Origin of the sequence: Pedobacter aquatilis, from assembly GCF_032678425.1 — a bacterium.
Classification (GTDB): domain Bacteria; phylum Bacteroidota; class Bacteroidia; order Sphingobacteriales; family Sphingobacteriaceae; genus Pedobacter; species Pedobacter aquatilis_B.
The window spans coordinates 334,198-346,903 of record NZ_JAVTSG010000004.1 but is presented as its reverse complement, the minus strand read 5'-3'; the positions used below and the strand labels follow the sequence as shown (position 1 = coordinate 346,903).

9 protein-coding genes are annotated in these 12,706 nt (G+C 36.7%); 5 read left to right on the top strand and 4 right to left on the bottom strand.

All coding sequences use genetic code 11. The annotated features are described in order from the left end of the window. The first annotated feature begins 402 nt into the window (after positions 1-402). On the top strand, positions 403-720 hold the full coding sequence (locus tag R2Q16_RS14940) for a carboxypeptidase regulatory-like domain-containing protein (protein WP_316738046.1): 318 nt from the start codon (positions 403-405) through the stop codon (positions 718-720). Positions 721-931: 211 nt separating this feature from the next. Beyond that, positions 932-3,769, top strand: coding sequence for a carbamoyl-phosphate synthase large subunit (gene carB, locus R2Q16_RS14935; RefSeq protein ID WP_316738044.1), 2,838 nt, complete (start codon positions 932-934; stop codon positions 3,767-3,769). A gap of 150 nt (positions 3,770-3,919) precedes the next feature. Here the strand turns inward: carB and R2Q16_RS14930 are convergent, their stop codons facing one another. From R2Q16_RS14930 to R2Q16_RS14920, 3 genes are all read right to left on the bottom strand, one after another. Further along, positions 3,920-6,361 (bottom strand): outer membrane beta-barrel protein, encoded by a 2,442-nt coding sequence (locus R2Q16_RS14930; protein ID WP_316738043.1) that lies wholly within the window; start codon positions 6,359-6,361, stop codon positions 3,920-3,922. 423 nt (positions 6,362-6,784) lie between these two features. Further along, entirely contained in the window at positions 6,785-8,458 is a 1,674-nt protein-coding gene (locus R2Q16_RS14925; protein ID WP_316738042.1) for a dipeptidyl-peptidase 3 family protein, read from the bottom strand. A gap of 1 nt (position 8,459) precedes the next feature. Continuing rightward, complete coding sequence (locus R2Q16_RS14920) at positions 8,460-8,627, bottom strand: hypothetical protein (protein WP_316738041.1); 168 nt, start codon at positions 8,625-8,627, stop codon at positions 8,460-8,462. On the opposite strand from R2Q16_RS14920, the gene R2Q16_RS14915 reads away from it, so the two are divergent. Beyond that, positions 8,626-9,408, top strand: a complete 783-nt coding sequence (locus R2Q16_RS14915) for an N-acetylmuramoyl-L-alanine amidase (RefSeq protein ID WP_316738040.1) — start codon at positions 8,626-8,628, stop codon at positions 9,406-9,408. The two genes, R2Q16_RS14920 and R2Q16_RS14915, sit on opposite strands and share 2 nt — an antisense overlap. A gap of 152 nt (positions 9,409-9,560) precedes the next feature. On the opposite strand, the gene R2Q16_RS14910 is transcribed toward R2Q16_RS14915, so the two are convergent. Beyond that, positions 9,561-11,216, bottom strand: coding sequence for a glutamine--tRNA ligase/YqeY domain fusion protein (locus R2Q16_RS14910; protein ID WP_316738039.1), 1,656 nt, complete (start codon positions 11,214-11,216; stop codon positions 9,561-9,563). A gap of 195 nt (positions 11,217-11,411) precedes the next feature. Here R2Q16_RS14910 and R2Q16_RS14905 point away from each other — a divergent pair, with 195 nt between their 5' ends. Both R2Q16_RS14905 and R2Q16_RS14900 read left to right on the top strand, forming a co-directional pair. Further along, positions 11,412-11,831 (top strand): cobalamin B12-binding domain-containing protein, encoded by a 420-nt coding sequence (locus R2Q16_RS14905; protein ID WP_316738038.1) that lies wholly within the window; start codon positions 11,412-11,414, stop codon positions 11,829-11,831. Between the two features lie 3 nt (positions 11,832-11,834). Next, entirely contained in the window at positions 11,835-12,611 is a 777-nt protein-coding gene (locus R2Q16_RS14900; protein ID WP_316738037.1) for an enoyl-CoA hydratase/isomerase family protein, read from the top strand. The last annotated feature ends 95 nt before the right edge of the window (positions 12,612-12,706 follow it).

The window sequence follows — 12,706 nt, the reverse complement described above, 5'->3', positions numbered from 1 at the left end:
CCGGTCGAGGAGGGCTCCTCTGACCGGATAATAAACCAAACAAACTATTTATGAAGAAATCCTCTGTGCGGGTAACTAAGCCGCTGAGGAAGCTTTAGATCGAACTCTAAAGTATTTACAAAACGCAAATACGATAGGCTTATTACAACATTGTTGCCAATAACATTCAATTCATTCATTCGTGACTTAAACATGACGTGAGCGTTAAAACCGGATTAAAATGTTTGGACTAGGATGAAAATCTTGGTCAAATTATCATTTAAGGACAGTTTTTTGTTGTATAAGAATTGGTACAGTGTGTAAATTACACTTCATTATTTAAAACTTTTTAGGTTTTTGCCCGTTTATATTTAACACTATTTAACTTTTGATAAATGGTAAAATTTAACCGATGATAGAATTATGAAAAAGCAAAATATATTTATTGTGGCATTATTGATGTTAACTGTTACAATTTTTGCCTTTACCAATATAAAACTTGGTGGGGTAACCGGAAAAATTACGCCTGCAGATGGCGTTGCAGCTGTAGCGCTTGTAGCCGGAACGGATACGCTAAAAGCCGACTTAAATCAAGGTGTTTTTACTTTTACTAACCTAAAAGAAGGCGTATACAAAGTTTGGATTAAGGGTAATGCACCTTATAAAGATGCCGCTATTGAAAACGTTGCCGTAAAAGATAGTTCTACAACTGATTTGGGCGAAATAAAATTACAGCAATAGCTGTTTTTGCAAAAGAAAAGTTTAAAAAGAGGGTTTATTAAATCCTCTTTTTTATTTTCAGAAAATTGGCTTAAAATAATTTCCAAAGGTGTATCTTTGCATCCCGACAGAACAGTTGGGATTTTCCTCCTTAAAAGCAAAAAACCTCCTTGCTTCTTCACCTGAAAAGGATTACAAACTTTAGAATTTTAATTATTGTATTAAGCTTATCATGCCTAAAGACACTTCCATACGCTCAGTATTAATTATCGGATCAGGCCCAATTATTATTGGTCAAGCCTGCGAATTTGATTACTCGGGTTCTCAATCGGCCCTATCTTTGAAAGAAGAAGGGATTACGGTTTCAATCATCAACTCTAATCCGGCTACGATTATGACGGATAAAGTTATCGGCGACCATGTTTACTTGCGTCCCTTAACTGTTGATTCGATTGAAGCTATTTTACAAGACCATATCGCGAATGAAGATTTGCCAAGAATTGATGCCGTATTACCTACAATGGGTGGTCAAACTGCATTAAATCTTTGTGTAGAGGCTTCAGAACGTGGTGTTTGGGAAAAGTATGGTGTTAAGGTTATAGGTGTTGATGTTGATGCAATCGAAAAAACCGAAAACCGCGAAGCTTTCCGCCAGTTAATGGTTGATATAGGTGTAGGCGTAGCACCATCGAAAATTGCCAACTCATTTTTAGAAGGCAAAGAGGCTGCTCAAGAAATCGGTTTTCCATTGGTAATCCGTCCTTCTTATACACTTGGTGGTTCGGGAGGTGGTTTCGTGCACAAAAAAGAAGAATTTGATGCGGCACTTAAACGCGGTTTAGAAGCTTCTCCAACTCACGAAGTTTTAGTAGAACAAGCTGTTTTAGGCTGGAAAGAATACGAATTGGAGTTGTTAAGAGATAGCAACGATAATGTTATCATTATTTGCTCTATCGAAAACTTCGATCCAATGGGTATTCATACAGGAGACTCTATCACGGTTGCTCCGGCTATGACATTGTCTGACCGTTGTTACCAAGAAATGCGTAATCAGGCAATTAAAATGATGCGTGCTATTGGAACTTTTGCTGGTGGTTGTAACGTTCAGTTCTCGGTTAACCCGGCTAACGATGATATTATTGCAATCGAAATTAACCCACGTGTTTCGCGTTCATCGGCATTAGCAAGTAAAGCTACAGGTTATCCAATTGCTAAAATTGCAGCCAAATTGGCGATCGGTTATAACTTAGATGAAATCGAAAATCAAATTACAAAAACAACTTCAGCATATTTCGAACCTACTTTAGATTACGTTATCGTTAAAGTTCCACGTTGGAATTTCGATAAATTTAAAGGCGCAAATAAAGAGCTTGGTTTACAAATGAAGTCTGTTGGTGAGGTTATGGCAATTGGTCGTACTTTCATCGAAGCTTTACAAAAAGCTTGTCAGAGTTTAGAAATTGGCCGTTCAGGCTTAGGTGCTGATGGCAGACAAGTACGCAATATCGAAGAAATTATGGACGGTTTGGAGCATGCTTCGTGGAACCGTTTATTCTTAATAAAAGATGCCATGACAATGGGCGTACCTTTAGAATCTATCCGTAAGGTAACTAAAATTGACAAATGGTTCTTAAATCAAATTCAGGATTTAGTTCTTTTAGAAACTGAATTAAAAAGATATTCATTAAACAATATTCCTCAAGACTTCTTCTTTAACTTGAAGCAAAAAGGTTTCTCTGATGTGCAGATTGCCTGGTTGCTAGGAAATGTTACTGAAGACGAAGTTTATGATAGACGTAAGGCTTTAGGCATCAACAGAGTATATAAAATGGTTGATACTTGTGCTGCGGAATTCCCAGCGCAAACCCCATATTACTATTCTTCATTCGACCAGGAAAACGAATCGATTCCATCTGATAAGAAAAAGGTAATCGTTTTGGGTTCTGGCCCGAACCGTATTGGTCAAGGTATCGAATTTGATTACTCTTGTGTACACGGTTTGTTAGCGGCAAAAGAATCGGGCATAGAAGCCATTATGGTTAACTGTAACCCTGAAACGGTTTCTACAGATTTTAACATGGCTGATAAATTATATTTCGAGCCTGTGTTTTGGGAGCATGTACGTGAGATTATCGATTTAGAAAAGCCAGAAGGAGTAATTGTTCAGTTAGGCGGACAAACCGCTTTGAAAATGGCTGAGAAATTAACGCAACACGGCATCAAAATTATCGGAACATCTTTCGAAAATATGGATATCGCTGAAGACCGTGGTCGTTTCTCTGATTTGTTAAAAGAATTAGATATTCCTTACCCGCGTTACGGTGTTGCCGAAAATGCTGAAGAAGCAATTGTTGTAGCAAACGAGGTTGGTTATCCGGTTTTGGTTCGCCCGAGTTACGTTTTAGGCGGACAAGGAATGAGCATTGTAATTAACGATGAAGACCTTGAAAAAGCTGTGGTTAAATTACTAGGTGATTTACCTGGAAACCGTGTGTTAATTGACCATTTCTTAGATAGAGCAGAAGAAGCAGAATCTGATTCGATTTCTGACGGTGATGATGTTCACATTGTTGGTATGATGGAACACATCGAGCCTGCAGGTATCCATTCTGGAGATTCATTTGCGGTATTACCAACTTTCAGTTTATCTGAAAAGGTAACTAAAGCAATGGAAGAATACTCTATTAAAATTGCAAAAGCTTTAGATGTACGTGGTTTGTTAAACATTCAGTTTGCAATCAAAGATGAGAAGGTTTACGTAATCGAAGCTAATCCAAGAGCTTCTAGAACAGTTCCATTCATCGCGAAAGCTTATGATGTTCCTTACATCAATATCGCTGCTAAAATTATGTTAGGTGTAGCAAAATTGAAAGATTTTACCATCGAACGTAAATTACAAGGTTATGCAATTAAGGAGCCTGTTTTCTCTTATGAGAAATTCCCTGAAGTTGCGAAGGAGTTAGGTCCTGAAATGAAATCTACAGGTGAGGCCATTCGCTTCATAAAAGATTTGGAAGACCCATACTTCCGCAAGCTTTACAAAGATAAATCAATGTATTTGAGTAAATAATAGCAAAGGGCGATGGAAACATCGCCCTTTTTCATATCCGTCATTTCGACTGAAACGCAGTGAAATGGAGAAATCTTTATGTGAATAATAATTACAATTTTCAAAGATTTCTCGGCTCCGCTCGAAATGACGGTTTAAATTAAGCCAATCTTAATTCTTCATCCTGCCTTGTTCGGCTTCTAAACCTGTGCTTCTGTTACGGGCTGGTTTAATTTCATTACTACCAAAACGATAGGTGAAACTTAAACTAACATATTGTCTGTCGTTATTGCCATTAAGTGAATAGGATAAGCCAGGGAAGGCACTTTTAATTCTGTTAATCTGTGTATTGAAAATATCGTTCGCAGCCAGTTTTAAACTTGCTTTTTTATTAAAAAGCGATTTACTAAAACCTGCATCAAAGCCATACCTGGTGCCGATTTCCATTACACCAAAGGTTACCGGACTGTCGTATCTAAACATCAGCTCTGCCGATAAACCGGGTTGAATGTTAAAGGTATGCTGCGATTTGAACTGAAAAGAGGTGCTTTTATTATCGAGTTTTTGGCCCGCTAAATCTGGCGCTTTAAAGCCGATGTGAAAAATGTTTAAGCTGTTATTGCTATTCCACCATTTTACAAATTTTACTGGCGCGTTTAACACTAGCGAATATGCATTTTGTGTGGCAATGTTTTCATTGGTTTGATACAAAGCTTGCTTTTCATTATCAGGAAGCAATACTTCAGTAATTACATCGGTTGTACGGCTATAATTCAAGGTAACAGAATATTTCTTTTTAAGTAGATAAGTAAATTCAAAATTATTGGTGTACTGTGGATTTAGAAATGGATTACCTTGGTTATAGGTATATTGGTCGAGAAAATAAATAAAAGGGTTCAAGGCATCGTAACTTGGTCTATCAATTCGGCGACTGTATGACAGGTTGATGTCGTTGTTTTTATCCAAAGTCTGGTTAATAAATACACTTGGGAAGAAATCCAAATATGTTCTGTCGATTACTTTGTTAGTCGTTATAGAGTTTCCTTTCGAGTTAGTTTGCTCAGCCCTTAAGCCTAACTGTATACTGGTTGCTTTAAACTGCTTGTTAAAGTTTACATAAGCCGCATTAACATTTTCATCATAAACAAATTGGTTGCTTAACAGCTGGTTGTTTTGCCAGCTATTATTTACAAATCGTTCTGCAATTAGATTATTGTCTGTAGTTACCCAACTGCTTTTCAATCCGGCTTCTAATTTCATTTGCTTTTTTAATGGCAAGGCATAATCAACCTTAAAAGCCTTAATGTTTATAATTGATGGTGTAATATTTCTGGTGATAACTGTTGGGCGAATCAAGCTTCCATTGTTAAAAAAATAGTCGCTTACATAATCAGCATTATCATCTCCTTTGTATCTGCCATAATCCAAATCAATTGTTAATTCTTGCCCTGCGGTATCCAAAACAGATTTATAATTGAGGTTGTATGAAATATTGCTGTATTTATTACGGATGATATTATTGGCTAAAACAGAAGAATCTCTTTGCGAAAAAGATGCGCCAATATTTGTTTTGTTTATAGAACCTTCATCGCTTGTTCCATTATAACCACTTATTAAAACACCAATTGTATTGTTTTTATTTAAGAAAAAATCTGCTCCGGCTTTATAATTATGTCCATCATTTTTTCTTTCGAATTCACTTAGTTGAGAGAAATACCTATCACCTGCGGAAGCATTAGCAATTCTATCAATTGTTAAATTGGTAAATCGAACATTATTATAATAGCTGTAATTGCCAAATAAGTTTACAGATTTTGTACGGTGATTAATGCTTCCGCCAGCACTTTTCCTAAAGCGCTGGCCTCTGCCAAAGGCTGCATTTACACTACCATTTGTACCGCCACCTTTATTTTTTTTGGTTTTGATATTTATAATACCCGAGTTACCTGCTGCATCATATTTAGCCGAGGGATTTGTAATTAATTCAATAGTTTCAATCTCCGAACTTTGCATACTTTTCAGCAAGGTAGCCACATCGGCATTGCTCATATAAGTTTGTTTGCCATCAATCTGAATCATTACCCCTTGTTTGCCAAGCATCGAAATATTATCGTTCTGATCTACATTTACGCCTGGTGCTTTTTGAAGCAACTCTAAAGCGGTTGAGCCAACAGCGGTTGAACTATTAGAAATATTCATAACCGTTCTATCCATTTTTCGCTCAATTAACGGAACCATTGCCGCAACTGTAACTTCTTTTAAATTCTGACTTGTAGAAACCAATTGAGCTGTTCCAAAATCTATTTTTTGCTCATCGCCAAGTGTAAGTGTTTTACTTTTTATTGCTGCATAACCCATGCTACTTGCTTTATAAAAGTAATTTCCCTTTGTATTTACTGTGAAATTAAATATGCCTGTTGGGTCGGTGAAGGCAGTTTTAACCACGCTAGAATCGGCTGCGGCATAAAGTACAACCGTTACATAATCGGCTGGCTTTTTATTTTCATCTATAATAATTCCGGTAACATTTGCCTTCGGATTTGTTTGAGCAAATCCCTGCATTGAAGCAAAAATTGACGCTAATAATATTGCTGTTTTGTATAGGTTTTTCATTTGGTTTTTGTGTTTGTTCAGTTTAAAAAAATGCAAAACAATTTCCATAACACCATTTTCATGGGTTTCAATCGCAAGCTTTATTTTAAAAGTTTAGTTCAGAAACTGAAAGGTTTCTTTTGCTCAGTTATAAGTAAGACGACCGTTTTTTTAAAAGGTTACAGAGATTTTAAAATTATTAGGAATATTAGAAAGTTGAAGCCAGTAGTTAATGGCAAAATCAGTCCTGCCATTCGCTGCAATCTTTTGGTTAAACTTACGAAGTATCTTCTCTAAGGTCCTTTTTAAACTTCGTAAGTACGGAGAACCAAAAGTATTTCCGCTACTGTCAGGCTTATTTAACAAAATTTACTGCATAAAAAAACCGCAGGTGTACAGTAAATAATCTGTAAAACCTGCGGCTTAAAAATTTATTTATGAGTATTATTTCACGCCAAGTACGTCAACGCCTTGCTCAAAAACAACATCAACCGGAATGTTTTTCTTCATCAATCTATCTAAATCATTTTGAAGTTCGGTTGAAATATTTGCCTTTTCCTTTTGTGCTTTTTCTACGGCTACTTTATCGCCATTACCTTGTAGCGTGATGATAAAGGCACTTAAGTCGTTCATTGCCGTTGCAAATTTATCGTAGTTTACGCGATAAGAACCTTTAGCCGAACGCTCAAAAGCCCCTTTTTCTTTAAAATAATTAAAGCATTGCATATTGGCTTTTCCGTGCGCACTTGCTGCCCCAAAACGAACCGAGCGTAAAATGCCCGCCATAAAAGTTGTGTAATAATCTTTAATATCGCCTTGCAGTTCGCTTTTCTTAAGCAGGCCTGTAACCATGTATAAGCCTAAAATATCAGCTTTGCCTTCTTCTAACCAACTATATTGTTCTTTTAACGCTTCGCGAACGAATCCTTTTCCAGTAATTGTTTTCTTAATGCCTAAACCATGTGCAACTTCGTGGAACATTACATTCGCAAAAAAGGCATCAAATTTTATGTATTTCTGCTGGTCTGCATCAATAAGTTCTTTTGAAATTGGCACTAAAATTTTATCAAACTTCGCTTGCATCGCATTCTTTAACTGCGAACGACGAGTACCTTTTTCTTGTTGAATTTTCTCGTCGTTTGGCAAATTAACAGCAATTGTTTTCGAACCTGAATTGCAATCGCCAGCGTAATAAACAACATCGTATGCATTTAATTCGGAATCGGTACCAGGTGTTTCCGCTTTGTATTTTGCTGGAACAGGTAAGTTCTTTTGTAATTCGGGAAGCAGTTTAACATATTTCGCCAATCGCTTACTCCATTCTTTATCTTTTACCAAAACATAAGCCTCATAACTGGTACGGGCATTAAAAAGTTTATCCTCGTAATTTTCAATCGGGCCAATAATAATATCCAATCCGTTGGTTTTCATGTCTAGCCAGGCATAATCGCTCGCGGTAAAATTATCAGATACCAAAGCATCCGCTCTAAGATTTAGGTATTTCTTTAAGCCTGCATCTTCTGCAATTAAAGCCGCCTGTTTCAGTAAAGATGAAGCTCTTTGTAGTTCTGAAGCAAATAATACATGGTACGGAATTGAGGTTAAGTTGCCTGTAGTATCTTTTCTAATTACCGAATACGCACCAAATTTATCTTTTAGGTTCGATTTTTCAATTGCTTCTTTGGTTATTCCTGCCGGATAAAACGAAGCGCCGTCCGGTTTAGCCCCAACACCATTTACGAAAGGTTTATCGTTGTTTAATCTATCCCAAGGCCCATAATTTATATTGAAGAAATCTCTGGTTTTTTCATCTTTAATTGTTGCCAGCAAACTATCTTTTTGAGGGTAAGTTTGCTTCCAAAAAAGTTCATCCATTATTTCTGCCGCCTGAATGAGCAATGGTAAAATCTTACGATCGCTGATGCTTAAGCTATTAATGTTGGTTGTAAGTTTTACCCGTTCGTAAATTGGTAAACGTTGTGCCACATAATTTGTTAAGCTATCTTTTTGAACAGCAGCTGGTTTCTCATTTTCCGCTGTATTATTTCCGGTGCATGCCGTAAAAATACTTGCTGCAACACATAATATAAGTATGTTCGATTTGTATAATTTCTTCATTTTAAATAGATAATGGTGCTAAATTAGTAATTTTTAAAAGCTTTGAATAATTTTGATGAATTGCCTGAAGTTTAGTATAACTTTGTTGCTTTACCATATTAACAAAAGCAAATATGTTTTCGTTTAAAATTTCAAAATTTTCTTCTTCTTTTTGTTTGGTTTCTACCATGCTTATAGCCTCTTGTACAACCAATAAATATGCCGCTACTGAAAAGGTATACAAGGAGAAAGCAAAAGGTTTTTCAGAAATTATTAAGGCAACTCCTCCTGCAGGTCAGTTATACGATTCTTTAGGTGCTCCAAATCAGCAATGGGTCGGATCGGTAAATTTTGGCATCAGAAAGCCGAATTTTGTAATCATTCACCACACCGCTCAAGATAGTTTAAACCAGACGATTAAAACATTTCACTCTACAAAAGCGGGTACAAGTGCGCATTATGTAATTAGTAGAGATGGAAAAGTTGTGCATATGGTTAACGATTATTTGCGTGCAAACCACGCCGGAATTAGTAAGTGGGGGAAAGATACCGATTTGAATTCTTCATCAATTGGTATTGAGTTAGATAATAATGGAGTTGGTGATGTTTGGCAAGATGCACAAATCAATAGCTTAATAAAACTTTTAGCAACCTTAAAGAAAACCTATAATATTCCAACTGCAAATTTTATCGGGCACGCAGATATTGCACCCGGACGCAAGAACGATCCTAAAAATTTCCCTTGGAAAAAGTTAGCCGATAAAGGTTTCGGTTTCTGGTACGATCAGATTTTGAAAAACCCACCTGCAGATTTAGATACAGAAAAAGCCTTGCGATACATCGGTTACAATACCACAAATTTACCCGCTGCAATCGAAGCTTTTAAAATTCATTTTATTCAAACGGATATCAGCAAAAAACTTACGCCTGTAGATATTTTGGTGCTTTATAATCTGTATTTAAAATATTAGGTTTTTAATGGTCGTCATTCTCGCGCAGGCGGAATCTTAAAGCGCCGCATTTTGTTGCATTAAGATTCCCAATTGAATTGGGAATGACGAGTGCATAAAAAAACACGGATAAATCTGTGTTTATCCGTGTTTCTAAAACAAAAGCAAGACTTTTAATTCGGTTTCTTAAATGTGTCTTTCAGCGTAACGGTTCTATTAAAAACCAATTTATCGGTTGTAGAATCTTTATCTAAGCAGAAATAACCTTTGCGGATAAACTGGTAGCGACTTTCTAGATTCGCATCAGCTAAAGCTGGTTCTATAAAAGCATTTGGTAGAATTGTTAAACTCTCCGGATTTAAATAATCCTTAAAGTCGCCTTCCTCTGCATCTGGAGTTTCAGAAGTAAATAACCTATCGTATAAACGAATTTCTGCAGTTTTAGCATGTTGTGCGCTCACCCAATGGATTGTGCCTTTTACGTTAATACCACTAGTATCACTTCCACTTTTAGATTCAGGAATGTAAGTACAATGAATTTCAGTTACATTTCCGTTTTCATCCTTAACAAAATCATTGCACTTAACAATGTATGCAAACTTTAACCGAACCATTGCACCAGGTGCTAAACGGAACCATTTTTTTGCAGGCACTTCCATGAAATCTTCACGTTCAATCCAAAGTTCTTTGCTAAATGGAATAATGCGGGTGCCGCCACCATCTTCTGCCTCCGGATTGTTCTCTCCAATTAAATCTTCCGTACCTTTTTCGTAGTTTGTGATAACTAATTTAATCGGATCTAAAACCGCCATAACTCTGTTAGCCGTTTTATTTAAATCTTCACGGATACAAAATTCTAATAAGCTTAACTCGATTAAATTTTCGCGTTTGGCAATACCAATACGCTCACAAAACTCGCGAACACTTTTTGGCGTAAAGCCTCTTCTGCGTAAACCAGAAATTGTAGGCATGCGTGGGTCGTCCCAACCGCTTACCAAATTTTCGTTCACCAATTGAAGCAACTTGCGCTTACTCATTACGGTAGAAGTAAGGTTTAAGCGGGCAAATTCATATTGTTTTGATGGAAAAATTTCTAGCTTTTCAATAAACCAATCGTACAATTCGCGGTGCGAAACATATTCTAAAGTACAAATAGAATGGGTGATGTTTTCAATACTATCGCTTTGTCCATGCGCAAAATCGTACATTGGGTAAATACACCATTTATTTCCTGTGCGGTGGTGTTCAGCATGTTTAATACGATAAATAATTGGATCACGCATTAACATATTCGGGCTTGCCATGTCGATTTTTGCCCTTAAAATGTAAGCGCCGTCAGCAAATTCGCCATTTTTCATTTTGGTGAAAATCTCCAAATTTTCTGCTGCACTGCGATTACGATATGGGCTATCCTTTCCAGGTTCAGTTGGTGTACCTTTTAAAGCTGCAATTTCATCAGCTGTGCTTTCATCAACATAAGCCAAACCTTTTTCGATTAATTTTACTGCAAACGAATACAATTCATCAAAATAATCTGATGCATATAACTCGTTTTTCCAGTTAAAACCCAACCATTTAATATCTTCTTGCTGGCTGTTTACATATTCTGTTTTCTCCGTAACCGGATTGGTATCGTCAAAACGCAAGTTGGTGTAACCGCCGTATTTTTGTGTTAGTCCGAAGTTTAAGCATATCGCTTTAGCATGGCCAATGTGTAAATAACCATTTGGCTCTGGCGGAAAACGCGTAACCAAAGTTTCATACTTGCCACTATTTAAGTCGTTCTCAACAATTTCTTCAATAAAGTTCAATGACTTTTCTTCACTCATAAAAACCTGTAAATTAGGAATGCAAATGTAAAAAGATTGATTGGATTTTAGTAATGAATATGGGTTTATTGGTTATTCGTTTATCGTTTTTCATTAATAGAAGATAAGACGGAAAGCGAGATACGAATATCTAACAAGGAAAAGCAAAAAACGAAGAACAAAAATCGATACATTTACATCAACTTAATATTCATTATGAGCAAAGTATTAAACAGGCCAATACGCGTTTTGGTGGCTAAAGTTGGGCTTGATGGACACGATAGGGGGGCAAAAGTAATTGCAACTTCGCTTCGCGATGCCGGGATGGAAGTTATTTATACAGGACTTAGGCAAACACCCGAAATGGTAGTTAATACCGCATTGCAAGAGGATGTTGATGCCATTGGAGTTTCAATATTGTCTGGCGCACACATGACGGTTTTTCCAAAAATTATTCATTTTATGAAAGAAAAACAACTTGATGATGTGCTTTTAACCGGCGGCGGAATCATTCCAGAACCAGACAGAAAAAAACTTGCGGAGTTAGGTGTTGGAGAATTATTTCCACCAGGAACAACTATGGCAAGCATTGTAGAATATATTCAAAATTGGGTTTCAGAAAATAGAAATTTTTAGACCATGGCATATCAAAATTTAATATCAGAAGTAAAAGAGAACATTTTATACGTTACGATTAATCGTGAAAAAGCACTAAATGCATTGAACAAAGATACATTAGCAGAACTTGCTGATGTTGTTGAGTTTGCAGGTAAAACTGATGAAGTTAGGGGTGTAATTATTACAGGAGCTGGCGAAAAGGCGTTTGTGGCTGGCGCTGATATAAAAGAGTTTTCTGATTATAACGGAAAGCAAGGCGAAGAATTGGCAAAGCAAGGACAAGAAAATGTTTTTAACGCGATTGAAAATTCTTCAAAACCATTTATTGCGGCGATAAACGGCTTTGCTTTAGGCGGGGGGTTAGAATTAGCGATGGCTTGTCACATCAGAATTGCTTCGGATAATGCCAAATTGGGTTTGCCCGAAGTTACGCTCGGTCTAATACCTGGTTACGGAGGTACACAGCGGCTTACCCAACTGGTCGGGAAAGGTAAAGCCATAGAAATGATTATCACAGCAAATATGATTACAGCTCAGGAAGCTGAAAAAATCGGCTTGGTGAATTATGTTACGCCACAAGCAGATTTGGTAAGCAAAGCAGAAGAAATATTTGGTTTCGTTAAAAAAAGAGCGCCACTTGCGGTGGCTGGTGCAATTAAAGCCACAAATGCATCGCTTAATCATACTGGCTATGCTATTGAAATTGAAACTTTCGGTCAATGTTTTGAAACTGAAGATTTTAAAGAAGGTGTTCAGGCTTTCGTTGAAAAAAGAGCTGCAGCATTTAAAGGGAAGTAAATGTCTTATTAGTTCGAATAGGATTCTCGTCATATTGTAGAGAAAATTTCCCAATATCATTTTTTTTAACTAATTATGTGCTACGATTCTCACAT

Coding starts and splice junctions, on each gene's coding strand:
- R2Q16_RS14905 (WP_316738038.1), top strand. CDS start 11,412: ATGAGCAAAGTATTAAACAGGCCAATACGCGTTTTGGTGGCTAAAGTT.
- R2Q16_RS14925 (WP_316738042.1), bottom strand. CDS start 8,458: ATGAAGAAATTATACAAATCGAACATACTTATATTATGTGTTGCAGCA.
- R2Q16_RS14920 (WP_316738041.1), bottom strand. CDS start 8,627: ATGGTAGAAACCAAACAAAAAGAAGAAGAAAATTTTGAAATTTTAAAC.
- R2Q16_RS14930 (WP_316738043.1), bottom strand. CDS start 6,361: ATGAAAAACCTATACAAAACAGCAATATTATTAGCGTCAATTTTTGCT.
- R2Q16_RS14940 (WP_316738046.1), top strand. CDS start 403: ATGAAAAAGCAAAATATATTTATTGTGGCATTATTGATGTTAACTGTT.
- R2Q16_RS14910 (WP_316738039.1), bottom strand. CDS start 11,216: ATGAGTGAAGAAAAGTCATTGAACTTTATTGAAGAAATTGTTGAGAAC.
- carB (WP_316738044.1), top strand. CDS start 932: ATGCCTAAAGACACTTCCATACGCTCAGTATTAATTATCGGATCAGGC.
- R2Q16_RS14900 (WP_316738037.1), top strand. CDS start 11,835: ATGGCATATCAAAATTTAATATCAGAAGTAAAAGAGAACATTTTATAC.
- R2Q16_RS14915 (WP_316738040.1), top strand. CDS start 8,626: ATGCTTATAGCCTCTTGTACAACCAATAAATATGCCGCTACTGAAAAG.